Genomic DNA, 24,782 nt, shown 5'->3' on the forward strand with positions numbered 1-24,782 from the left:
AAACACAGGAGACAGGATCATGCAAACGACTTTACGCAAAACCACATTGGCCGCGGCCATCACCGGCGTGCTTCTCTCGGCACCATTTGTTAGCGCTAACGCGCGCGCCGACGAACTGAGCGACATGAAAGCCATGCTGGCCCAGTTGCAGGACCGGGTGGCGCAGATGGAAGCGAAAGCGGCCCAGCCAGCACCAGCAGCGCCAGCAGCAGCGATGGCTGCCGCACCGGCAGCGGCGCCCGTGAAACCGGTCACCGGCTTCAACTGGAAACTGTACGGCCGTGGCGACATCGGCTATACAGTTTCGCGCGGCAAGGATGCCAGCGGGCGCCAGCTGACCAACCACCGCCTGAACCAGGGCGAGATGGCCAGCCGCCTGGGCCTCACGGGCGCCTGGGTCTTCAGCGATGAATACAAGGCCATCTTCGGCGTCGAGACAGGCTTGAACCTGTTCAACGGCAATGCGGGCGGCGGCACGCAAAACAACACCACCTCGTCCGTGCTGTTCAACCGCGGTTCCACCGTCGGCTTTGCCTCGACCACCTGGGGTTCGATCGAAGGCGGCACCATGTACATGGCGCCGTTCTGGGTCTCTCTGGGCGCCGACCTGGCCTCGGCGCACAATTACGGCGCCAACGACTTCAGCGCCCTGTTCTCGCTCACGCGTCCCGAATCCCTGGGCCGCTACCTGAAGGATCCCGTCACGGGCAACGCCAGCAAGACGACGAGTTTGGCCGGCAACAACTCGGGCACGGCCTTGTTCTACGGCAATGCGCTGCGCTACCGCAGCCCCACCTGGAACAACATCTCGGCGGAAGTGTCGTATTCGGCCGGCCAGCAGGCGTCTTCCGCCACCGACCTGGAAAACGATGGCCGCAGCTGGGCCGCCAACGTGCTGTACAAAAAGGGCGACCTGTTCCTCGGCTATGCGCACATGGATTACCAGCAGAGCAACGACATCAGCACGGGGGGCACGCCGAACTTCCTCAAGCGCAACCAGGTCACGGACATCATCGGCGCGCGCTACAAGTGGCACGATTTTACCTTGGGCGGCTCCTACACCTCCTACCGCGTGTCGAACGCGGGCGGCTATGCGGCCGACGCCTTCGGCGTCTCGGGCGCCTACGACCTCGGCAAGCACCGCATCGAGGGCAGCCTGGCGCACATCAGCTATGACGGCGCCAATGCCAAAGGCGCGTTCGGCACGAACACGGGCGATGGCGTAGGCAAGCCCACGTCGACAGCCTACTCGCTGGGCTACCTGTACAACTTCCAGCCGACCCTGTCGTTCTACGCGTATGCCACGCGCATCGCCAACAACAGCCATGCCAAGCTGGGCGTATTGCAGTTCCGGGGGGACAATAACTACTTCGGCTACAGCCCCGTCGAGCTGACCGCCGGCATGTTCCTCGTCTTTTAATTTAGTGCTTATTTGTTGATGCACCGCCGGCCCGCCCCACGCCACCATGCGGGCGGCCGGTTTTCACAGGAGTTGATCGTCATGCAGTACACACTACACCAGGAAAATGACAGCGTCGCCCTGCGCTGCGCCGGCCGCTTGCTGCTGCGCCACGGCGCCGCTGCCCCATGCGTGTTCGTCGGCCAGGGCCGCGAAAGCATGGAAATGTACCGCGGTAACTTCGCCATCGAAGATTACGTCGAGGAGCGCAGCGCCCTGCGCGCGCTGGCCGTCACGCAGGACGGCGACGGCGCCACCCTGAGCTTTGCGCGCCATGCGGGCGATTCTCCGCAACTGGTGCTGGCCATCCAACCACAGCCGCATGGCGTGCACCTGGTGGTGCGCTATGCGGCGCCGGGCTGGAACCGTCTGTGGCTGCGCCTGCCCGCGGAACAGGACGAGCATGTCTGGGGCTGCGGCGAGCAGATGTCGTACTTCGACCTGCGCGGCCGCCACTTCCCCCTGTGGACGTCCGAGCCGGGCGTGGGCCGTGACAAGTCGACGCACCTGACGTGGCAGGCGGACGTGACGTCCAAATCGGGCGGCGACTACTATCACACGAATTATCCGCAGCCGAGCTTCATCTCCTCGCAGCGCTACTGCCTGCATGCGGAGACGACGGCGTATGCGGACTTCGATTTCCGCCAGCCGGATTTCCACGAGCTGCAATTCTGGGCCATGCCCGAGCGCCTGGAATTCATGCTGGCCGAGACCTTCGTCGACCTGGTCGGCGTCGTCTCGCAGCGCTTCGGCCGCCAGCCACAGCTGCCCGCCTGGCTGCAAAATGGCGCCATGCTGGGCCTGAAAGGCGGCGAAGATCACGCGCGCGCCATCCTCGCGCAGGCGCAGGAGCACGGCTTGCCCATCAGCGCCCTGTGGTGCGAGGACTGGGTGGGCTTGCGCCAGACCTCGTTCGGCAAGCGCCTGTTCTGGGACTGGCGCTGGCAGCCGCAGCGCTATCCGGACCTGAAAAACTGGATCGCCGACCTGGCCAGGCAGGACATCCGCTTCCTCGGCTACGTCAATCCCTACCTGTGCAACGACGGCACCCTGTACCAGGAAGCGCTGCAGCAGGGCTTTCTGGCCACGGCCATGGATGGCGGCGCCTACCTGGTCGACTTCGGCGAATTCGATTGCGGCGTCGTCGACTTCACCAACCCGGCCGCCGCGCTGTGGTTCGAGGAACGCATCCTGCGCCAGGAAATGCTCGACTTCGGCCTGTCCGGCTGGATGGCCGATTTCGGCGAATACCTGCCGATCGACCTGCGCCTGCACAATGGCGTCGATGCGCGCCTGATGCACAACGCCTGGCCGACCCTGTGGGCCGAAGTCAATGCGCGCGCCATCGAAGCAGCCGGCAAGACGGGCGACGCCACCTTCTTCATGCGCGCCGGCTACACGGGCGTGCAGGCGCACTGTCCGCTGCTGTGGGCGGGCGACCAGTCGGTCGACTTCAGCCGCCACGATGGCTTGCAGACGGTGATTTGCGGCGCCCTGTCGTCCGGCCTCCTGGGCAACGCCTACCACCACAGCGATATCGGCGGCTACACTAGCTTGTTCGGCAACCTGCGCACGGCCGAACTGTTCCAGCGCTGGACGGAGATGGCCGTATTCACGTCGATGATGCGCACACACGAAGGCAACCGCCCCGACGAAAACTTCCAGTTCTACCAGGATGAACAGGTATTCCGCCACTTCGCTCGCATGACGCAGCTGCACGTGGCGCTGGCGCCGACCATCCGCGCCCTGGCCGAGGATGCCGTGGCGCGCGGCCTGCCGCTGCAACGCCCCCTGTTCCTGCACTATGAGCACGACCGCGCCACCTACGCCATCCAGGACCAATACCTGTTCGGTCCCGACCTGCTGGTGGCGCCCGTGCATGCGGCGGGTGCTGCGCGCTGGAGCGCCTACCTGCCGCAGGGCGACGCCTGGATCCACCTGTGGAGCGGCGCCGCCTTCGAAGGCGGCCAGCGTGTGGAAGTCGATGCGCCGTTGGGCCAGCCGCCCGTGTTCGTGCGGCGCGGCTGCGCACAGCAGGATTTCTTCCTGTCGCTGGCGAAATGAGCCTGGCATGAGCGTGGCGTCGCATCTGCTGTTCCTGGCCTGCGTGGCGCTGGCCAGTTACGCGCAGAACCTGACGGGCTTTGCCTTCGGCCTGATCCTGCTGGGCCTGACGGCCGTGCTGCACCTGGCCAGCCTGGGCGATGTCGCCAACGTGGTGAGCGTGCTGGTGCTGGTGAATGCGGCCATCACGTTTGGCCGCACGCGCCCGCAGCTGGCCTGGCCCGTATTCGGCCCTGCACTGGCCGTCAGCCAGCTGGGCGTGGGCGCGGGCGTGGCCCTGCTGGGCTGGTTCAGCGCGCAGCAAGTGACCCTGCTGCGATTCCTGCTCGGTTGCGCCATCGTCGTCTGCGCGTGCATGCTGGTGCTGCGCGCCAGCGCGCGTGCGCGGCAATCCGGCCTGCCCGCCTTCCTGTTCTTCGGCGGCGTGTCCGGCGTGATGGGCGGCCTGTTCGCCAGCGCCGGCCCGCCCATGGTGTACCACCTGTACCGCCAGCCATGGCCGGCCGACATGATCCGCCATTCGCTGATCGTGCTGTTCGCCGCGAATGCCGTGCTGCGCCTGGCCCTCGTGCTGGCGCATGGCCAGTTCAGCATGACGGCCCTGTGGCTGACCCTCGAGGCCTTGCCGCTGGTGACGGGGCTGACCTGGCTGGCGCGCCGCCACCCTTCGCGCCTGCCCATCGAGCACGTGCGCCGCGCCGTCTTCGTGCTGCTGCTGGTCGCCGGCCTGGCCCTGGTGCTGCCGCCCGTGCTGTCGCTGCTTGCCTGAGGCGGCGCCTTTTTTCCTTTTACTTTTACAAGACGAACCTTCCATGTCCGCTTCCCGCTTTTCCTCCCTGCCCGCCGACTGCGACCTGCTGGTCGTCGGCGGCGGCATCAATGGCGCCGGCATCGCGCGCGACGCGGCCGGCCGCGGCTTGCGCGTGGTGCTGTGCGAACAGCACGACCTGGCGCAGCACACCTCGTCCGCATCCACCAAGCTGATACACGGCGGCCTGCGCTACCTCGAATACTATGAATTCAAGCTGGTGCGCAAGGCGCTGCAGGAACGCGAAGTGCTGCTGCGCGCCGCGCCCCACATCATGTGGCCGATGCGCTTCGTCATGCCGCACGACGCCGCCCAGCGCCCCGCCTGGATGATACGCGCGGGTCTGTTCCTGTACGACCACCTGGCCAAGCGGGCCTTCCTGCCCGCCTCGCAAGGCATCGCGCTGGACAAGCACGCGGCGGGCGCACCGCTGAAGGCCGGCTACCGCAAGGGCTTCGTGTATTCCGACGGCTGGGTCGACGATGCGCGCCTGGTGGTGCTCAACGCGCTCGATGCGCAGGAGCACGGCGCGCACATCCTCACGCGCACGGCCTGCATCGATGCGCGCCGCGATGGCGGCGCCTGGCATGTCACCCTGCAAGCCGAGGATGGCCAGCGCAAGACACTGCGTGCACGCGCCATCGTCAACGCGGCGGGACCGTGGACGGCGCAATTTGCCGGTGCGGCCGGCGGCGGCAAGACGCAGGGACTGCGCCTGATCAAGGGCAGCCACATCATCGTGCCGCGCCTGTTCGAGCATCCGAACGCCTACATCTTCCAGAACCCGGACCAGCGCATCATCTTCGCCATCCCCTACCAGGACGACTTTACCCTGATCGGCACCACGGACGAGGAATACAAGGGGGAAGTGAGCCAGGTGAAGATCAGCCAGGCGGAGATCGATTACCTGTGCCAGGCGGCGAACCGTTATTTCAAGCGCGAGATCGGCCCCTCCGACGTCGTGTGGACGTATTCGGGCGTGCGCCCCCTGCTCGACGACAGCGCGCAGAACGCGTCGGCCGTCACGCGCGACTACCTGCTGGAAGTGGCGCGCGGCGACGCGCCGACGGGAGCGCCCCTGCTCAATATCTGGGGCGGCAAGATCACCACCTACCGCAAGCTGGCCGAGGAAGCATTGGGCTTGCTGGCGCCCCTGCTGGAGAATGGCGCCCCGGCGTGGACGGCGCAAGCGCCCCTGCCCGGCGGCGACCTGCAGCAGGAGAATCGACTGGTGGACAGCCATGATTTCGACGCTTTCCTCGCCCGCTTCCAGCGCGATCACGCCTGGCTGCCGCCCGCGCTGGCGCGCCGCTATGCGCGCGCGTACGGCAGCCGCGCCACGCGCCTGCTGACGGGCGCCGCTTCAATGGCCGACCTGGGCGAGCAGCTGGCGCCCGGCCTGTACGAGGCCGAGGCGTGCTATCTGATCGAAGTGGAATGGGCCAGGAGCAGCGACGACATCCTGTGGCGGCGCAGTAAACTGGGTTTGCGCTGCGCGCCGGCCGACGTGGCACGCCTGCAGCAGTGGCTGACGGTCCATCTGGCGCAAGAGGTGGCGGCATGACGTATTTGCTGGCCCTCGACCAGGGCACGTCCAGTTCGCGCAGCATGGTCTTCGATGAAACGGGCGCCATCGTCGCCGTGGCGCAGCGCGAGTTTCGCCAGCTCTTCCCGCAACCGGGCTGGATCGAACACGACCCGATGGAAATCTGGCACAGCCAGCTGGCGACCTGCCGCGAAGTGCTGGCCAAGACAGGCCTGAAGGCAGATGCACTCGGCGCGCTGGGCATCACCAACCAGCGCGAGACGACGGTGCTGTGGGACCGCGCCACGGGCGAACCCGTCTACAACGCCATCGTCTGGCAAGACCGCCGCACGGAAGCGCTGTGCGAGGACTTGCGCGCGCGGGGCCTGGCCGGCGCCATCCACGCAAAGACGGGCCTGGTGCTCGACCCGTATTTTTCCGGTACCAAGCTGCGCTGGATACTCGACGCCGTGCCCGGTGCCCGCGCGCGGGCCATGCGCGGCGAACTGGCCTTCGGCACCATCGACACGTGGCTGGCATGGCAGATGACGGGCGGCCGCCTGCACGTGAGCGACGTCACCAACGCTTCGCGCACCATGCTGTGGAACCTGCATGAAGGCTGCTGGGATGCGCAATTGCTCGACTGGCTGGGCATCCCCGCCAGCCTGCTGCCGACCGTCCACCCCTCGAGCCACGTGTACGGCGAAACGGATACAGAGGTGCTGGGCAGCCCCGTGATCATCGGCGGCATCGCCGGCGACCAGCAGGCGGCGCTGTTCGGCCAGACCTGTTTCACGCCGGGCATGGCCAAGAATACCTATGGCACGGGCTGCTTCTTGCTGCTCAACACGGGCGAGCAGTGCGCGCAATCGCAGCATGGCTTGATCAGCACGGCCGCCTGCCAGGTGGGCACGCAGCCCGCGTATGCGCTCGAAGGCAGCGTCTTCATCGGCGGCGCCGTGGTGCAGTGGCTGCGTGACGGCCTGGGCGCCATCGGCCACGCGGGCGAAGCGGAAGGCCTGGCCGCCTCCGTGCCCGATTCGGGCGGCGTGGTCTTCGTGCCCTCGTTTACAGGCCTGGGTGCGCCGTACTGGGTGCCATCGGCCAAGGGCGCCATCCTGGGCCTGAGCCGGGGCAGCACGGTGGGCCACATCGCCCGCGCGGCGCTCGAAGCGATCGCCTTCCAGAGCGCCGCCCTGCTGGATGCCATGACGCGCGACGCGCAAGCGCCCATCACGGAACTGCGCGTCGACGGCGGCGCCTGCGCCAACAACCTGCTGCTGCAGTTCCAGGCCGACCTGCTGGGCATCCCCGTGGTACGCCCGCAAGTGATTGAAACGACAGCCCTGGGCGCGGCCTATCTGGCGGGCCTGGCCATCGGCCAGTACCGTGGCGTGGAAGAGCTGGCGTCGCACTGGCGCGCCGACAGGACGTTTTCACCCACCATCGGCCGCGACCAGGCGGGCAGCCTGATGCAGCAATGGGAAGTGGCGGTGCGGCGGTTTGCGGGAAATGGGGAGGGATAGCCGTGCGGAACGACAGGCAAAAAAAAGCCCGCTGCGGGAGCGGGCTGAATCTATTTCCTTGGAGGAAGATAGAGGAGACAGATGAATGATGCCGCGTTGCAGCATATAAAACCACTTTATATTCGTGATGTCAGAAATACGTAACGGTGATATTAAGGGCAACGAAGAATTCCATGCGGCAATTTTTATGCTGCCGCTTCCGTTTTCCCGTCGCCAGAACGCAACATATTCTTGATGCCTCGCAACGCTTGCCGTACCCTCGCCTCGTTTTCGATCAGGGCGAAGCGCACGTATTCGTCGCCGTACTCGCCGAAGCCGATGCCGGGCGACACGCTTACCCTGGCTTTTTGCAGCAGCAGCTTGGCGAACTCCAGCGATCCCAGGTGGCGGTACGCTTGCGGGATATGCGCCCAGATATACATCGAAGCCTTCGGTTTTTCCACCATCCAGCCCGCTTCATGCAAGCCTTTCACCAGCACGTCGCGGCGGCGCTGGTATTGGGCGCAGATTTCCGTCACGCAGCTCTGGTCGCCTTCCAGCGCGGCGATGGCCGCCACCTGCACGGGCGTGAAACTGCCGTAGTCGTGGTAGCTCTTGATACGCGCCAGGGCCGCCACCAGTTCCGCATTGCCTACCATGAAGCCGATGCGCCAGCCCGCCATGTTGTAGCTTTTCGACATGGTGAAAAATTCCACGGCCACGTCGCGCGCACCGGGCACCTGCATGATGGACGGCGCCTTCCAGCCATCGAAGGTGATGTCGGCATACGCCAGGTCGTGCACCACCAGGATATTGTGCTGCTTCGCCAGCGCGACGACGCGCTCGAAGAATTCCAGCTCCACGCATTGCGCCGTGGGGTTGGACGGAAAGCCCAGCACCATCATCTTCGGTTTCGGGTAGCTTTCGCGGATCGCCCGTTCCAGTTCGGCAAAGAAATCCACGCCCGGCCCCATGCGCACGGAGCGGATGTCGGCGCCCGCGATGACGGCGCCCCAGATGTGGATGGGATAGCTGGGATTGGGCACCAGCACCGTGTCGCCACGGTCGAGCGTCGCCAGCATCAGGTGCGCCAGGCCCTCTTTCGAGCCGATGGTGACGATGGCTTCGCTGTCCGGGTCGATGTCGACCTCGTAGCGCTTCTTGTACCAGTGGGCAATCGCGCGGCGCAGCCGGGGAATGCCTTTTGATGCGGAATAGCCGTGCGTGTCCGGGCGTTTCACCGTCTCGACCAGCTTGTCCACGATGTGGGCCGGCGTGGCGCCATCGGGATTGCCCATCGACATGTCGATGATGTCCTCGCCACGGCGGCGCGCGGCCATCTTGAGTTCGGCGGTGATATTGAAAACGTAGGGGGGAAGACGATTGATGCGCGAAAAGCTGCGCGGAGCTTGGCTGTCGGTCATGGTTATCTCTGTACGTAAGCGCCCGGATCCGTCCGAGCGACGTTGGCGCAGTGGCTGCGCCTGCAACGATACTAACCCGGCTTCGCAAGAACTGGCAAGGCCGATTCGGACAAGCTACAATACGCGCTGATCGAAAATGAGCGCACCGGTTGGTAACCCGGTAAGTGCCCGGCACCGTCCGGCATGCTCCCGCCCACGCGGACCCACGGCGCTGACCCTTGGCTGTTACACCAGCCGGGGAGGTGTTCTGGTTCGTGCATCTTTCCGCCGCGCCATCCCTCCCCTGCTTTCTATTTTAGGAATGAGACGGATGGCAACACACGACACCGCAGTAACTGGCATGACCCTGGACCGGACCGGCATCGAGCAGCAGCTGGCCCTGCCCGTGCGCCACTTCATCGATTGCGCGTTCGACGGCGAAGACTTGTCGCGCCTCGATTTGCAGGGCTGCACCTTCGAGCGCTGCACCTTTGCCGACACCAACTTATTCGCCAGCAAGCTGGCGCGCAGCACGTGGCGCCGCTGCCGCGCAGGCAGCGCCGATTTCGAATCCGTCGATGCCGTCGACGCCAGCTTCGAAGGCTGCGACCTGAACAACACGAAATGGCGGCGCGCCAAGCTGGCTTCGGCCACCTACCGCGGCTGCAAGCTGACGGGCGCCTCGTTCGAGGAAGTGGCCCACCTGGGCCTCACCTTCGAAGACAGCCTGCTGGTGGGCGCCGACCTGCGCGGCTTCTCGTTCCGCAAGGCCATATTGAAACAGCTGGATTTTTCCGATGCCTACCTGGCCGGCTGCGACTTCCGCGACGCCGTCTTCGAAGGCGGCAGCCTGCGCAACGCCACGATCAAGCTGGCGAAGTTCCAGGGCGCGGACTTGCGCGGCGCTGATATCGACGGTTTCAAATTGAGCGACGCGGCGCTGCTGAAGGGCGCCGTCATCACGCATGCGCAGGCGGCCAACTTCATGCGCACGCTCGATCTCGTAGTAATCTAATTGGTATTGATTTAACTTAAACAGGCAAAAAAAAGCCCGCTGCGGGAGCGGGCTGAATCTATTTCCTTGGAGGAGATAGAGGAGACAAGTGCATCTTGCGGCATCGCGGCATATCACGCCACTTTATCTTCATGATGATAGAAATAGCCGTCAGTGATAATGAGCGGACATCAGGGTTTCACGCCGTACGGCGCGTGGCTTGCGGCAGAAATTCTCCCAGCCACACCAGCAGGGCCAGGCCCGGAAACGCCATGCCTGTCAACAAGGTCGCTTGCCAGCCATAGCTGGCGTACACCCAGGCGCCAATGGCCGAGCCGGCCGCGCCGCCGGCAAAGAACAGGGCGAAATACAGGCCGTTCAGGCGGCCCCGCACTTCCGCGCCCAGGCTGAAGATGGCGCGCTGTCCCAGCACCAGATTCGCGGCCACGCCCATGTCGAGCACGATGGAAGCGACCACCAGCAGCCCCAGCGCCACATGTTTTGACTCCGGCGCCAGCATCGGCAAGGCAAAGGCGACGATGCCCAGCGCCAGCGCAGCGGCCGTGGCCGGCAAGGTGTGGCCCGCATCGGCCAGACGGCCGGCGATGGGCGAGGCAACGGCACCTGCCATGCCCACCAGGGCAAAGATGGCGATACCCGTTTGCGACAGGCCGAACGCGGGGCTGGACAGCACCAGCGGCGTGACGGTCCAGAACAGGCTGAAGGCGCCAAACAGGCCAGCGTGATAGGCGGCGCGGCGGCGCAGCACGGGCGTGCCGAGCAGCAAATGCCACAAGGACGCCATCAAGGCCGGATAGCGCATGTTCGACACGGGCTGGCGCACGGGCAAGGCGCGGCGCAGCACCAGCGCCAGCAACACCATCAGCACGGCGGCACCGCCAAACACCACATGCCAGCTGGCATGGGCCGCCACCAGCGAGGCGACGGGACGGGCCAGCATAATGCCCAGCAACAAGCCGCTGACCACCTTGCCCACCGTCTGCCCACGCGTCGCTTCCTGCGACAGGTGGGCGGCAAACGGCACGATCACTTGCGCCGCCACGGAACCGAGGCCGATGGCCAGCGCGGCAGCCAGAAACACGATGGCGCCCGTGGAAAGGGCCGCCACGACGAGGGCCGTGGCCGTCACCAGCAGGGCCGTGATGATCAGGCGGCGGTTTTCCAGCAAGTCGCCCAGGGGCACGACAAACAGCAGGCCCAGGGTATAGCCCACTTGCGTCAGGGTGACGATCAGCCCGGCCGCCTTGGCCGACAGGCCAGTCGAAGCGCTGATCGGCCCGACGAGGGTTTGTGCGTAATACAGATTGGCGACGATCAGGCCGGAAGCGATGGCCAGCAGCAGCACCATGGCGGGCGCAATGTCGTGGGGAGCAGACGGTGAGGCCTTGTTCATGTTGTTTCCTCGGTTCGATAGGGATGTGGCCATTCTAGGCAAAACTGAGGCAAAGATAATTAGGGCATAATCCACTTATACTTTTCACATAAAATGAACAATGAAAGCTATCCCATGGACAAGATCAAGGCCATGCAGACCTTCGTGCGCATCGTCGAAGCCAACAGCTTTTCCAAGGCAGCCGAGACACTGAATTTGCCGCGCGCCGCGCTGACAGCCACCCTGCAAAAGCTGGAAGCCTACCTGGGCACGCAATTGCTGCAGCGCACTACGCGCCGTCTGTCCCTCACGCCGGAAGGGGCCGAGTACTTTCACCATTGCCTCGATATCCTGAAAGCCGTCGACACGGCGGAATTGGCCTTCCGTGGCCCTGACGCGAAAAAACCCCGCGGTTTGCTGCGCATCAACCTGCCCAATACGGTGGGCCGGCGCCTGATCATTCCCCATATCGCACAATTCCACGCCGCCTGGCCAGACGTGCAATTGCAGCTGAGTCTGACAGACCGCCTGGTCGACCTGACGCAGGAAGGCATCGATTGCGCCTTGCGCGTGGGCACCTTGCAAGATTCCGCCTTCATCGGCAAGCAGGTCGGCCTGATGCGCTTCGTCACCTGCGCGTCCCCTGCTTACCTGGCGCGGCACGGCACGCCGCACACCCTGGCCGACCTGGCCGCGCACCGGGGCATCATGCATTACTCGGGCCGCACGGGGCGCGCCTTCGATTGGGATTTTCTTCAAGGCAAGGAGGTCGTACGCGTACAGATGGCCGGCCCCATCGCCGTCAACGACGCGGACGCCAGCGTCGATTGCGCGCTGCAAGGGTTGGGCCTGGCACAGGTGGCCATGTACCAGGTGCGCCAGCATCTCGACAACGGCGCCCTGGTGGCCGTGCTGCCCGGCTGTTCGCCGACGCCGATGCCCATGTCCCTGCTGACGCCGCAAGGCCGATTGGCCACGCCCAAGCTGCAAGCGTTTGCCGGCTGGATCACGGCCCTGCTGGCTGCCCAGCCCGACGTGCAACTGCCCACGCACAAAATCTGAGGCAAAAAAAAAGCCCGCTACAAAGAGCGGGCTGAATCTATTTTCTTGGAGGAGAATAGAGGAGACAAGTGAATTATGCTGCATCGCGGCATATCAATCCAATTGATTGTTGGAATGATAGAAATACACCAGGCAGATAACTGACAGGGCGAAAAAAACCGGCTCCGCAAGGAGCCGGTTTTTTACTGCGTGAAAAACCTTACTTCGCCGCCGTCACCGGTGTTGCCTTGGTGTCCGCGCCATACGGCAAGACCTTGGACGCCAGGCGGGTATCGGCCTTGATCAGCGCCACTTCGTCTGCCAGGATGCGCGCCGCTTCGTTGAGCAGCACGTCCTTGGCGCTCTTCGCGGCCGTTTCAGCGTCCAGTTCGGCACTCAGGGCCCGCTCGTCGCCCTGCAAGCCGTCGTCGGTGCGCAAGGCGCCTTTCACGGCGGCAATCTGCTTGGCCGTCTTGTTGGCCGCTTTCGCGCCCTTCAGCACGTCTTTCGGATCGGGAATCACCACCAGGTCGTCGGCAGGATTCGAAATCTGCGCGATCAGGCGTTTTTCACGGGCCTTGGCGCGCGCTTCCTGGGCATCGCGCTCCTTGCGGCGCACGGTTTCATTGAGCGAAATCTGGTTTTCCTTGCGCTGCTTGACGACGAGGGCGATGTCATCGAGCAAATACTGGAAATCCTTGTCCTTGGCCACGCGCGCATCATGCTTCTTGTCCAGCAGGGGCACGATGTCCTTCAAGTCGCCCGTCGGCATGTAGGGCGCCGGCTTGATGGCCACCCATGGCAGGGCATTGTCATAGCTCGATTCGCCGAAGTTTTCCGCGTCCGACATGGCCGGCAGCTTGATGTCAGGCGTGACGCCGCGCAACTGCGTGGTGCCGCCATTGATGCGGAAGAACTGGGCGATGGTCATTTTCAGCTCGCCGAAACGGGCTTTCTCGCTGCCGCCGAAACGGTCGAGGTTGAACAAGGTCTGCACCGTGCCCTTGCCAAAGCTGCCTTCGCCGATGATCACGCCACGGCCGTAGTCCTGCACGGCGGCGGCGAAAATTTCGGAAGCGGAAGCCGAGCCGCGGTTGATCAGCACGCCCATCGGGCCATCCCAGGCCAGGCCGGCATTCGTATCGCTTTCCACCTCGACCTTGCCTTCGGCATTGCGCTGCATCACGACAGGGCCCTTGTCGATGAACAGGCCCGTCAGTTCGACGGCTTCATTCAGCGATCCGCCGCCATTGTTGCGCAAGTCGATCAGGACGTTGTCGACCTTGTCCTTCTTCAACTCGGCCAGCAAGCGGCTGACGTCGCGCGTGGCGCTTTTGAAGTCCTTGTCGCCGCGGCGGCGCGCTTCGAAGTCCTGGTAGAACGTCGGCAAGGAAATGACGCCGATGCGGCGCTTGACGCCGTTGTCGCGCACTTCGATGATCGATTTCTTCGCCGCCTGCTCTTCCATGCTGATTTTCTTGCGCACCAGCGGCAAGACCACGTGCTTGGCGTCCGGGCCGGCGTCGGCCGGCAAGATGTCGAGGCGCACCACGGAATCCTTGGCGCCGCGGATCAGTTGCACCACATCGTCGATGCGCATGCCCAGCACTTCGGTAATGGGGCCGCTTTCGCCCTGCCCCACGCCGACGATGCGGTCGCCCACTTTCAGCTTGCCCGACAAGCCGGCCGGGCTGCCTGGCACGACTTCGCGCACCACCGTGTATTCATCGCGCGTCTGCAGCACGGCGCCGATGCCTTCGAGCGACAGCCGCATGGCGATGTCGAAGTTGTCCGAAGCGCGCGGACCCAGGTAATTGGTATGCGGTTCGATCGACATGGCGTAGGAGTTCATGAAGATCTGGAACACATCTTCGCTGTTGAGCTTGCGCGCACGGGTCGTGTAGCTCTCATAGCGCTTGTCCAGCGTCTCGCGGATGGCCTTGTCTTCCTTGCCCGCCAGTTTCAGGCGCAGCCAGTCGTTCTTGACGCGCTTGCGCCACAGGTCCCGCACTTCCTCGTCGTTCTTCGGCCAGGCGGCCTTTTCGCGGTCGAGCTGGTAGCTCTCATCGGCCGTAAAGTCGAACTTGGTTTTCAGCAATTCACGCGCATACGCCATGCGCTCGTCGAAACGCTGCTGGTACAGGTTATAGATGGCAAACGGCGCCGTCAGGTCTTCATTGATGATGGCGTCATCGAGCTTGGTGCGCAAGGGCGCGAAACGGTCGATGTCGGCCTGCACGAAAAACAGCTTTTCCGCGTCCAGGGACTTGAAATAGCGGTCGAAGATCTTCTCCGACATGGCGTCGTCGAGCGGCATGGCCTTGTAATGGACGCGCGTCAATACGCGCGATGCCCACAAGGCGGCCTGCGTTTGCTGGGCCAGCGGCTTCATGGGTAGCGGAGGAGCGGCGCTCTTGTCCGTCTGGGCTGCGCCAGCGTGGGCTGACAGGGCAAGCACCAGGGTGACCAGCATCATTTGCTTCTTCATCGGCTTCTCCGAAAATTAGTTGAATCAATTCCAGGCGGCGCAGCCATTCATGCGCCAGCCAGCAAGACAGTAAGGGGAATACACGACTGGTCTGCATATTATTCTACAGGATACGGCCTGGCAGGCTCCCATGGAATATCAGTTTCTTCCTGGAAGCTTAAACGCGAATTAAAGGCGGCGTCTCATTCATTACAAAGTGAAACATTCGTGAGAAAAATTACATCGCCCCTCGGCGCCAAAGATCAAACGCGCCATTGAGATCGAAAAAGTCAATAGGCCGTTTTTATAATCCTTGATACGGATGATGTTTTTACGCGAAAAATTGATTCCTGCGGGAAACACTTAGTAACAAAACGCAAGCAACATGCTATCATCGCGCCCTGAAATCCAGCTTGCCTGCGCGCGGCTCCCAACGCCGGCGCGCCTCAGTTTCAACAGTATTCCCCACCAGATCCCCTCCCCGCGTGTCATGTCATGACCAGGAATGGCCGAGCTGATTACCCTTTGCCAGACTCACACTATGCCTACAAAATCATTCTCCCCCCGCCACTGGAGTGTCGGCGGCAAGATCACCATTTTTACCTTTGCCCTGGTCAGCCTGATCCTCGCCAGCCTGACGACCTTGATCAGCATCCGCACCTCGGCTGCACTGGAACAGCGCGCCGAAGCGGCCGTCACCAGCGAACTCAATAGCGTCATGACCACCACGGAAGTGTTTCACACGGCCATGGTCAACGAGGCGGCCAGCTTCGCGCGCCTGTTCGCGGCCGAATTTCCCGGCCCGTTCACGGTCGACGCGGGTGCCATGGTGGCCGTGGCAGGCAAAGCCACGCCCGCCCTGGCCAACGGGGGCAAGGTGCTCAACCTCGACACGGCCGTGGTCGACCGCTACACGGCGCAAACGGGCGTGATCGCCACCATTTTTGCCGCCAATGGCGATGAATTCGTGCGCATCAGCACCTCGCTGAAAAAGCAGGATGGCGAACGGGCCATCGGCACGCAGCTCGACCACAACCACCCCAGCTATGCACCGCTGCGCGCCGGCCAGCGCTTCGTTGGCATGGCCACCTTATTTGGCAAGCAATACATCACGCAATATGATCCCGTGCGCGATGCGGCTGGCAAGGTAGTCGGCGTGCTGTTCATCGGCCTGGACATCAGCAAGAATCTGGCCATGCTGAAAGAGAAGATTCGCCAGGTCAAGATCGGCCAGACGGGCTACATCTATATCGTCGACACGGCGCCCGGCGCCAACTACGGCCACCTGGTGCTGCACCCGAACAGCGAAGGCAAGAGCGCGCTCGAGTTCAAGGCCAGCGACGGCCGCCTGTTCATCCAGGAAATGCTGGCGCAAAAGGACGGCGCCATGCGCTACACGTGGACGGCGCCCGGCGAAACGGCGGCCCTCGCGCGCGAAAAGCAGCTGTTTTACCGTCAATTCAAGGATTGGCAATGGATCATCGCGGGCGGCACGTTCACGGACGAGATCACGCTGGAAGCGCGCCAGATGCGCAACCAGCTGGCCATTTCCGGCTTCATCGCCCTGCTCGTCTTCGCCCTGCTGCTGTACTGGCTGGTGCGCACGCTCGTGTCGCGCCCGCTGGCCGCCGCCGAAACGGCCGCCGCGCAGATTGCCGCCGGCGACCTGACGGTGCACCTCGATACCAGCAGCCTGGACGAAATCGGCCGCCTGCTGCTCGCCATGAACCGCATCAGCGACAACTTGTCGCAAGTGGTCAGCAATGTGCGCGGCAGCGCCGGGCAGATCGCCACGGCGTCCGGTGAAATCGCCAGCGGCAACCTGGACTTGTCGAGCCGCACGGAGCAGCAAGCCAGTTCGCTGGAAGAAACAGCCGCCTCAATGGAAGAACTCAGTTCCACCGTGCGCCAGAACGTCGACCATGCCCAGCAGGCAAGCCGGCTCGCGCACGACTCCTCCAGCCTGGCAGCAGAAGGCGGCGCCGCCGTGGCGCAAGTGGCCAGCACCATGGATGCCATCCGCAGCTCCTCGGGCAAGATCGCCGACATCATCGGCGTCATCGACGGCATCGCCTTCCAGACGAATATCCTGGCCTTGAACGCGGCCGTGGAAGCGGCGCGCGCCGGTGAGCAGGGACGCGGCTTTGCCGTCGTCGCCACGGAAGTGCGCACCCTGGCGCAGCGCTCGACGGCAGCGGCGAAAGACATCAAGGACCTGATCCAGGCATCCGCCAGCACGGTGGACCTGGGCCACGCGCAAGTGAGCCAGGCCAGCGCCACCATGGACACGGTGGTGGCCAGCGTGCAGCAAGTGAGCACCATCATGGCCGAAATCGCGCAGGCAAGCGAAGAGCAGCGCAGCGGCATCGAGCAAGTCAACCAGGCCATCGCCCAGATGGACCAGGTAACCCAGCAGAATGCGGCCCTGGTGGAAGAAGCGGCCGCGGCGGCCGACGCCTTGCAGGAGCAGGCGCAGGAGCTGAACCAGGTGGTGGGCGTGTTCAAGCTGTAAGTGCAATCCGGGTGCTAAGATGGGGCAGAATCCACCGCCCCAGGAGAGACCATGCACGACGACTACGTTTTAATTGCCCGGCTGATGATCCCCACGGATGCGCACGTCATCCGCGGCTGCCTGGCAGCGGCCGGCATCGACGTGCTGCTGACGGACGACCAGCACATGCAGGCCGACATGCTGCTGGCAGCCGCCATCGGCGGCGCCCGCGTGCTGGTGCGCGAACACGACGTGGCGCGCGCCAATGACATCCTCGCCGCCTTCGAGCGGGGCGATCTGGCGCTGGCGGACGATGCCGATGTAGGCGCGCCCGTCGCCGAATAATTTACGAGTAGAAACAGCGCCCGCATGCCTGGCGGTAACTCTCGTTGCCGCCAATGCTGATCTGTTCGCCTTCCTTGATGCGGCGGCCCTGCTCATCCACGCGGATGTTCATCGTGGCCTTCTTGCCGCACGTACAAATATTCTTCAATTCCTCGATATCGTCGGCCAGCGCCAGCAGATAGGCCGAGCCGGGGAACGGTTCGCCCTTGAAATCCGTGCGCAAGCCGTAGCAGATGACGGGCACGCCCTTCACTTGCGCCAGCTGGTGCAGCTGCTGCACCTGGGCCGTGCTGAGAAATTGCGCCTCATCCACCAGCAAACAGGCGACCTGGGGGATATCGTTGAGGAAATTCGTGTCGGCATGGAAGATATCGACCTGGCGCTGCGGGCCCAGGCGCGAAGTCACTCTACCCACGCCGTAGCGGCTGTCGATGGCGGCCGTGTACAGGCGTACCTGCTGGCCCTGCTCTTCATAGTTGTGCGCGACTTGCAACAAGGCCGTCGACTTGCCCGCGTTCATTGCGGAATACCGGAAATAAAGTTTTGCCACTGCCGCCTGCCCTGTTTGTCTGGTTTTCAGGATACTGTTTAGTTCCTTTTCGAGGCGTGATTATAAATCGCAATGGCGGGCTTGCGGCAGCTTAATAGTCGTGTCATTGGTGCGGCAAGCGGGAAAAAAACGGCGCATACTCGAAGCGCGCACGCTGTTGCCGCGCTGCAGCCGATATGCGAAAAGCGCATATGCAAGCATGCAAACATTCGTTCGCCGCACTCGTCCACCCGCCTACACTGCGCGGCACGGAAGGCGGCTCGGGACACAATCCCGGGCGGCTGTTTCTCTGACAGGAGCCACCATGAATGATCGAATGCCATCCCCACCCCAGCCGCCAGCGCTATACAAGCTGATCGGCAATACCCCGCTGGTCGAAGTGACCAGGCTCGACACGGGCCTGTGCCAGCTGTTCCTGAAACTGGAATCGCAAAATCCCGGCGGTTCCATCAAGGACCGCATCGGCCTGTCCATCATCGAAGCGGCCGAAGCCGACGGCCGCTTGCAGCCGGGCGGCACCATCGTCGAGGCAACGGCCGGCAACACGGGCATCGGCCTGGCGCTGGTCGGCCGCATCAAGGGCTACCGCGTGATTCTCGTCGTGCCCGACAAGATGTCGACGGAAAAAGTGCTGCACCTGAAAGCCCTGGGCGCGGAAGTGCACACCACGCGCTCGGACGTGGGCAAGGGCCATCCCGAGTACTACCAGGATTACGCGGCGCGCCTGGCGCGCGAACTGCCGGGCGCCTTCTTTGCCGACCAATTCAACAATCCCGCCAATCCGCTGGCCCACGAAACGACGACGGCGCCCGAAATCTGGGAGCAAAGCGGCCATGACGTGGACGCCATCGTCGTCGGCGTCGGTTCGTCCGGCACCCTGACGGGCCTGACGCGCTACTTCCGCAAGGCGCAGCCGAAGCTGGAATTCGTGCTGGCCGACCCGCAAGGCTCCATCCTCACCGAATACATCGACACGGGCAAGGTATCGGACACGAGCGGCTCGTGGGCCGTCGAAGGCATCGGCGAAGACTTCATCCCCTCGATCGCCGACATGGCCAGCGTCACCAAGGCCTATACCATCAGCGACCAGGAAAGTTTTGATTCCGCGCGCGCCCTCTTGCGCGCCGAAGGCATCCTCGGCGGCTCGTCCACCGGCACGCTGCTGGCCGCCGCCCTCAAATACTGCCGCGAACAGACCACGCCGAAGCGCGTCGTCACCTTTGTCTGCGACACGGGAACGCGCTATCTATCCAAAGTCTATAACGATGGCTGGATGCGCGATCAGGGCTTGTTGCAGCGGGCCGTGTCGGGCGACTTGCGCGACCTGATCGGGCGCCGCTACGACGAGGGCGATGTCGTCAGCGTGGCGCCGGCCGACACCCTGCTGACGGCCTTCAACCGCATGCGTGCCAGCGACCTGGCACAGTTGCCCGTCATCGATGGTGGCCAGCTGGTCGGCATTATCGACGAATCGGACTTGCTGCTGCACGTCTCGGGCGACGCCGCCCATTTCGCGGGACTGGTGGGCGCCACCATGACGACGCAGATCGAAACCCTGGCGCCCTCAAGCGGCTTGCCCGCCCTGCGCGCCACCCTGGATCGGGGCTTGACGGCCGTCGTCGCCGACGATACGGCCTTCTATGGCCTGATCACCCGCTTCGACCTTCTCAACCACTTACGCAGGACACTATCTTGAGCCAGCACATTCCCCGCAAGAGCCGCCTCGCCACGCGTGTCATCCACGCAGGCCAGTCGCCCGACCCGTCGACGGGCGCCATCATGCCGCCCATTTACGCCACCTCCACCTTCGTGCAGGACAGCCCCGGCGTACACAAGGGCCTCGATTACGGCCGCTCGCACAACCCCACGCGCTGGGCGCTCGAGCGCTGCGTGGCCGACCTGGAAGGCGGCAGCGCGGCCTTCGCGTTTGCCTCGGGCCTGGCCGCCATCTCGTCCGTGCTGGAATTGCTGGATGCGGGCAGCCATATCGTCGCCGGCGACGACATGTACGGCGGCACGTATCGATTGTTCGAACGGGTGCGCCGCCGCTCGGCCGGCCATGAGTTCACGTATGTCGATTTGACGAATCCGGAAAACCTGCTGGCCGCGCTGCGCCCGGAAACGAAGATGGTATGGGTGGAGACGCCCACCAACCCGATGTTGAAACTGGCGGATTTGCGGGCGATTGCCGACATCTGCCGCGCACGGGGCATCATCGCCGTGGCGGATAACACCTTCGCCAGCCCGCTGGTGCAGCGCCCGCTGGAACACGGCTTCGACATCGTCGTGCACTCGACCACCAAGTATTTGAACGGCCACTCGGACATCATCGGCGGCATCGCCATCGTCGGCGCGGAAGAGCGCCAGGCGGAGTGGCGCGAGCAGCTGGGCTTTTTGCAAAACTCGGTGGGCGCGATTGCGGGACCGTTCGACAGCTTCCTCGCCCTGCGTGGCGTGAAAACCCTGGCCATCCGCATGCAGCGCCATTGCGAAAGCGCCCTGGCGCTGGCGCAGTGGCTGGAGCAGCAAAAGGAAGTGCGCAAGGTGTTTTATCCGGGGCTGGAATCGCACCCGCAGCATGCGCTGGCGCGGCGCCAGATGGATGGTTTCGGCGGCATCATTTCCATCGACTTGGACACGGATCTGGCCGGCGCGCGGCGCTTCCTCGAACGCTGCGAGGTGTTCGCCCTGGCCGAAAGCCTGGGCGGCGTGGAAAGCCTGATCGAACACCCGGCCCTGATGACGCATGCCAGCATCCCGGCCGAGCAGCGGGCAAAACTGGGCATAGGCGACGGCTTGATCCGGCTGTCGGTGGGCATCGAGGATATCGAGGATTTGCGCCACGACCTGCGCACGGCGCTCGACGCGATTTGAGGGAAGAGGTGTCGGATTACGCTGCGCTAATCCGACCTACGGTATGCCAAGGGCGGTAGGTCGGATTAGCCCGCAAGGGCGTAATCCGACACACCACAAACCTTACTCCCCCGGCCGGTACCTGCGCTCCAGGTGCCGGGCCACGTCCTCGGGATAAAACAGCACCTCCTTGAATTCGCCGCGCGCATACATGGCCGCCTGGTCCCGGAAGTGGGGCGACTTCGGGTCGCCGCTCTGGCCGCCGGCGAGGATGCTTTTCGCCTTGATGCGGGGGCCGAATTCCACGGCCGCCACAAAGCTGTTGCCGCGCTCGCCGTAGATACGTCGCGTCGTACTCTTGCTGCTCTGCCCATATGCGGCCAGCGCGCCCCAGTTGCCCGACGCGTAAGGCACGGGCAGGCTGGCTTGCGCATCGTCAAACGGCTGCACCACGTCGCTCGTCAGGCGCTGGTAGCGGTTGATCTCGCCCCACGGCGTTTGCCAGTTGCCGAAATCGCGCCGCAGCTTATCGGCGGCGCTGGCCAGCGCCGCCAGCCGCTGTTCCCCATGCACCGTGTCCGTCGCCATGAAGTCGACCACGGGAACGCCCTGCTCGCGCGCCTGTTTACCCGTCAGTTCCGCCAGTTCCTGGCCCCAGAACACGGCCAGCGAGGTGGCCGTGGACGTCAGCGAATAGCGCCAGTCCCAGGCCCGCAGCAGCGCGATCTTGTCGGCCAGCGCCAGCTGTTGCGCGTCGCCAGCCGGCAACGCATCGTATGCCGCGAACAGCGGCGGCAGCAGCGCTTCGAACGCCGTCAGCTCGCTGTCGTAGGAAGCAGCGATCAGGCTGTCCAGGGTAAAACCTTTTTTATTCTGGAAGACTTTGACGGCATGCAGGCCGCGCGCGTTTTCGCCATACACGGACATGTAGGCGGGATAGTCCTGCTGGCGCGGGCTGTTGCTGCCGGCCGCCGAATACGGCCAATTGTTCGTGTTCTGGATCCAGCCATTCTTCGGATTGAACAAGGTGATGGTTTGCGCCACCGTGTGCAGCCCTTTCCATTCCGTGGCCGGGTCGCTGCCATCGACGGGCTGCTTCCAGTTGAAGCGCGGGTCGCGCACGGGGATGAAATTGCCGTGAAAGTAGGCGATATTGCCATCCGCATCCGCATACACCGTGTTGTTCGACGAATTCGTGCGCAATTCCATCGTCTTGTAGAACGCCGCGTAATCGCGCGCCTTGGTGCGCGTGTACGATTGTGTCAGCGCTTTCAATGGCTCGTTCATCAGGCGCACGGCCACCCATTTACCGTCCAGCGCGCGCACGATGGGGCCGTGGTGGCTGTAGTAGACGGTGATGGTTTTCGAGCCCATGCCGCCATCGGCCAGTCTATATGGCAAGGTGATGGGCACGGCCTTCAAGGGGCGCAGCCCGCCGTCATAGCGGTAGAACCATGCGCCATCCCGGTCGACGATGCTTTCCAGGTATTCGTCGATGACATCGCCGCCGCCCGAGGTATGCATCCAGCCGAGACGGTCGTTAAAACCCTGGTAGACAAAGAACTGGCCCCAGGTGACGGCGCCATACGCGTTCAAGCCTTCGCCGCTGGTGACTTGCACTTCGGGGCGGAAGTAGAACGAGGTGTGCGGATTGATCATCAGCAGCGCATGGCCGTTTTTCGTGATGGCGGGCGCGATGGCGAAGCCGTTCGAGCCGCTCGGCTCCGGGTCCAAGCCCGTCTCCACGCTGGCCAGCGCCACGGCGGCAGGCCTGGCTTGCTGGCCATAGAACGCTTCGAGCTGCGCCAGGTTGACCGATTCGATATCGCCGCCGATGCTGCCTTCGCTGAAGCTCAAGGCCATCCACGGCTCGAAATGCGCGATCAGCCGCGGTTTCACCTGCGGATGCGTGGCCAGGTAAAAATTCAGGCCATCGGCAAAGGCGTCCATCAGCTTGCGCAGCCACGGCGGGCTGGCGCGGTACTGCGCCTGCAAGTCGGCCGGATCGATGAAGAGCTTCATGCGCAGGTCGCGGTACAGTTCCCGCTCGCCCTCCACTTCCGCCATGCGCCCCATGGCGTTGATGTAATTGAGTTCCACGCGGGGGAAATCGTCCTCGGCCTGCGCATACATCAGGCCAAAGACGGCATCCGCATCGCTCTTGCCCGTCACATGGGGCACGCCCCACGTGTCGCGCGCGATGCTGACATTGGCGGCTTGCGCCTGCCAGCGGGCCATGTCCGCGACAGAAACGGCACTGGTAGCGGCGGCGGCCAGCGCGGGCGTAGCGGCAACGATGCCGCAGGCGATGGCGGCGAACAGGGTACGGCTATGCAGCATGCACTACTCCAGAATCAAGTCGGCAATCAGGATGCATCGATCAGCGCGGCGATGCGCTGGTTCAATTCGGTATTTTCCGCCTGCAGCTGCGCCACCTTCTGTTTCAGGCTGGCGATCTCGCCGCGCAGGCGTTCCGCTTCGGACGGCGCCTGCGCCGCGTTCTCCGCCCACGGCTCGTTGCCCGTTTCCGGCGTGTCCTGCGATACATGCACCTTCGGCTCGCGCGGCGTGCGCGTGGCGGCGCGCTGTTCGCGGATTTCCTTGGCCGCCTGGCGTAATAATTTCTTGCCGCCGGCGACGGCCGCCACCTGCTCTTCCGGCGGCAGGGACGCCACGGTGGCCGCCGCATTGATGGAGATCGTGCCCGAGCGGACGGCTTCCACCAGTTCCGGCGACGCCGCCTTCTGGATCTTCTCGATCTGGCTGATCTGGTTGCTGCTCAAGCGGGCCGCCTTGGCCACTTCTTCGCGCGTGCTCATGGCCGGCTTCGGCGCGTTTTCGCCATCCGGCGCATCCTGGGCACTGACGGGCGCCGGGCTGCGCGCAGCGACGATTTCCTTCTTGCGCAAGGCCAGCACGCCGCGCTGGAAGTCCGACACGCTGCGGCGCGCCAGGTGATTGTCGATCATCCACAGCATGACATCGTCGAGCGAGGTAAAGCTGGTGTTCTGGATGGTCTTGAATTCGATGCCGTGCTGGCGGCAGATGGCGTAGCGGTTATGCCCGTCGATCAGCACGTCGTTCCACAGCACCAGCGCGTCGCGGCAGCCTTCGGCCAGCAGGCTGCGTTCGAGCGCCGCGTATTCGCTGGCGGTAAGCGGATCGATATACGACTGCAGCACCTGATTGATAGTGATATTCATGGTTGTCCTCAATATTGCGGCGCGATGGTCCGCGCCGGCACGAATGCTACACCATCCGCCACCCCTGGCCGGGTAAAATCACGGCGGCACAGCTCATACAAAAACACGGACCATGAAAAGAAAGTACGCCACCGCGATCATTTTTACCGTTGCCGCCATCGGCTTCACCTGGGTCAGCCCCTATATCGCCATGTACCGCATCAGCATCGCGGCGAAATCCGTGCGCCTGGAAACCCTGGCGCAGCAGACCGACCTGCCCGCCGTGCGCGCCAGCGTGGCACGCCAGTTGCGGGCGGCCGGCGAAACGGCCAACGAGGACGATTTCAAGGAAATGCTCGACACCATCGTCTCGCCGCCCGGCATTACGGTATTGATCCTGCACGGCAAGCAGGGGGCGGACGGCAAGCGCCACGACTTCGGCATGGCATACCGCTCGTGGAACGAAGTGGTGCTGCGGCGCAGCGGCGCTGGCCCCGCCGCCAGCCAATTTTTGCTGCGCCGCCATGGCATCTGGGATTGGAAACTGACGGACATCACCTTGCCGCCGGAATTACTCTGACGAAACTTGATCTAAAACAACACTTACCTAAACCACCATATTGATTTTGGGAAATATTATGTAGAATGCCAACACTTCAGGCGCACCGGGTCGCCAGGCATCCAAAAGATTGCACAATGAAA

Annotated in this window: 18 protein-coding genes; 12 read left to right on the forward strand and 6 right to left on the reverse strand. The window is 63.9% G+C overall.

Annotation, left to right across the window (positions count from 1 at the left end):
* Positions 1-19: 19 nt before the first annotated feature.
* The 5 genes from U0004_RS18730 to glpK all read left to right on the forward strand — a co-directional run bounded on the left by U0004_RS18730 (position 20) and on the right by glpK (position 7,382).
* Positions 20-1,420 carry a porin gene (locus U0004_RS18730; RefSeq protein ID WP_070256729.1) on the forward strand — a complete coding sequence of 467 codons (1,401 nt, stop codon included), beginning with the start codon at positions 20-22 and terminating at the stop codon, positions 1,418-1,420.
* A gap of 81 nt (positions 1,421-1,501) precedes the next feature.
* The gene (locus U0004_RS18735; protein ID WP_070256861.1) at positions 1,502-3,523 is read left to right on the forward strand and encodes an alpha-glucosidase; all 2,022 of its coding nucleotides are present in this window, start codon (positions 1,502-1,504) and stop codon (positions 3,521-3,523) included.
* A gap of 7 nt (positions 3,524-3,530) precedes the next feature.
* Complete coding sequence (locus tag U0004_RS18740; protein WP_034778569.1) at positions 3,531-4,292, forward strand: TSUP family transporter; 762 nt, start codon at positions 3,531-3,533, stop codon at positions 4,290-4,292.
* A gap of 43 nt (positions 4,293-4,335) precedes the next feature.
* A complete protein-coding gene (gene glpD, locus U0004_RS18745; protein WP_070256727.1) occupies positions 4,336-5,895 on the forward strand; it encodes a glycerol-3-phosphate dehydrogenase in 1,560 nt (519 codons plus the stop codon).
* Entirely contained in the window at positions 5,892-7,382 is a 1,491-nt protein-coding gene (gene glpK, locus U0004_RS18750) for a glycerol kinase GlpK (RefSeq protein WP_070256725.1), read from the forward strand. Before glpD ends, glpK begins: the two co-directional genes overlap by 4 nt.
* Positions 7,383-7,567: 185 nt before the next feature.
* Here glpK and alaC read toward each other — a convergent pair whose 3' ends face one another.
* Entirely contained in the window at positions 7,568-8,785 is a 1,218-nt protein-coding gene (alaC, locus tag U0004_RS18755) for an alanine transaminase (RefSeq protein ID WP_081345639.1), read from the reverse strand.
* A 310-nt stretch (positions 8,786-9,095) separates the two neighbouring features.
* Here alaC and U0004_RS18760 point away from each other — a divergent pair, with 310 nt between their 5' ends.
* Complete coding sequence (locus U0004_RS18760) at positions 9,096-9,779, forward strand: pentapeptide repeat-containing protein (protein ID WP_370452821.1); 684 nt, start codon at positions 9,096-9,098, stop codon at positions 9,777-9,779.
* Between the two features lie 178 nt (positions 9,780-9,957).
* Here U0004_RS18760 and U0004_RS18765 read toward each other — a convergent pair whose 3' ends face one another.
* Entirely contained in the window at positions 9,958-11,172 is a 1,215-nt protein-coding gene (locus U0004_RS18765; RefSeq protein WP_070256721.1) for an MFS transporter, read from the reverse strand.
* 114 nt (positions 11,173-11,286) lie between these two features.
* Between U0004_RS18765 and U0004_RS18770 the strand changes: the two genes are divergently transcribed.
* Entirely contained in the window at positions 11,287-12,213 is a 927-nt protein-coding gene (locus U0004_RS18770; RefSeq protein WP_070256858.1) for a LysR family transcriptional regulator, read from the forward strand.
* A 199-nt stretch (positions 12,214-12,412) separates the two neighbouring features.
* On the opposite strand, the gene U0004_RS18775 is transcribed toward U0004_RS18770, so the two are convergent.
* Positions 12,413-14,680: a carboxy terminal-processing peptidase gene (locus tag U0004_RS18775; RefSeq protein WP_070256719.1), complete on the reverse strand. Its 2,268-nt coding sequence runs from the start codon at positions 14,678-14,680 to the stop codon at positions 12,413-12,415.
* A gap of 520 nt (positions 14,681-15,200) precedes the next feature.
* On the opposite strand from U0004_RS18775, the gene U0004_RS18780 reads away from it, so the two are divergent.
* Positions 15,201-17,171, forward strand: a complete 1,971-nt coding sequence (locus tag U0004_RS18780; protein WP_167468675.1) for a methyl-accepting chemotaxis protein — start codon at positions 15,201-15,203, stop codon at positions 17,169-17,171.
* Positions 17,172-17,222: 51 nt separating this feature from the next.
* Positions 17,223-17,495 carry a putative signal transducing protein gene (locus U0004_RS18785; RefSeq protein ID WP_070256715.1) on the forward strand — a complete coding sequence of 91 codons (273 nt, stop codon included), beginning with the start codon at positions 17,223-17,225 and terminating at the stop codon, positions 17,493-17,495.
* A gap of 1 nt (position 17,496) precedes the next feature.
* On the opposite strand, the gene U0004_RS18790 is transcribed toward U0004_RS18785, so the two are convergent.
* Positions 17,497-18,045, reverse strand: a complete 549-nt coding sequence (locus tag U0004_RS18790; protein ID WP_034778598.1) for a thymidine kinase — start codon at positions 18,043-18,045, stop codon at positions 17,497-17,499.
* Between the two features lie 304 nt (positions 18,046-18,349).
* On the opposite strand from U0004_RS18790, the gene U0004_RS18795 reads away from it, so the two are divergent.
* Both U0004_RS18795 and U0004_RS18800 read left to right on the forward strand, forming a co-directional pair.
* Positions 18,350-19,741 carry a pyridoxal-phosphate dependent enzyme gene (locus U0004_RS18795; protein WP_370452822.1) on the forward strand — a complete coding sequence of 464 codons (1,392 nt, stop codon included), beginning with the start codon at positions 18,350-18,352 and terminating at the stop codon, positions 19,739-19,741.
* A complete protein-coding gene (locus tag U0004_RS18800) occupies positions 19,738-20,919 on the forward strand; it encodes a trans-sulfuration enzyme family protein (protein WP_070256711.1) in 1,182 nt (393 codons plus the stop codon). Before U0004_RS18795 ends, U0004_RS18800 begins: the two co-directional genes overlap by 4 nt.
* A 102-nt stretch (positions 20,920-21,021) precedes the next feature.
* On the opposite strand, the gene U0004_RS18805 is transcribed toward U0004_RS18800, so the two are convergent.
* Both U0004_RS18805 and U0004_RS18810 read right to left on the reverse strand, forming a co-directional pair.
* A complete protein-coding gene (locus U0004_RS18805) occupies positions 21,022-23,238 on the reverse strand; it encodes an acylase (protein WP_115057530.1) in 2,217 nt (738 codons plus the stop codon).
* 26 nt (positions 23,239-23,264) lie between these two features.
* Positions 23,265-24,101 (reverse strand): hypothetical protein, encoded by an 837-nt coding sequence (locus tag U0004_RS18810; protein ID WP_070257620.1) that lies wholly within the window; start codon positions 24,099-24,101, stop codon positions 23,265-23,267.
* Positions 24,102-24,213: 112 nt separating this feature from the next.
* Here U0004_RS18810 and U0004_RS18815 point away from each other — a divergent pair, with 112 nt between their 5' ends.
* Entirely contained in the window at positions 24,214-24,660 is a 447-nt protein-coding gene (locus tag U0004_RS18815; RefSeq protein ID WP_070257621.1) for a DUF2939 domain-containing protein, read from the forward strand.
* The last annotated feature ends 122 nt before the right edge of the window (positions 24,661-24,782 follow it).

Source organism: Janthinobacterium lividum, from assembly GCF_034424625.1.
In the GTDB taxonomy this organism is placed as follows: Bacteria; Pseudomonadota; Gammaproteobacteria; order Burkholderiales; family Burkholderiaceae_D; genus Janthinobacterium; species Janthinobacterium lividum.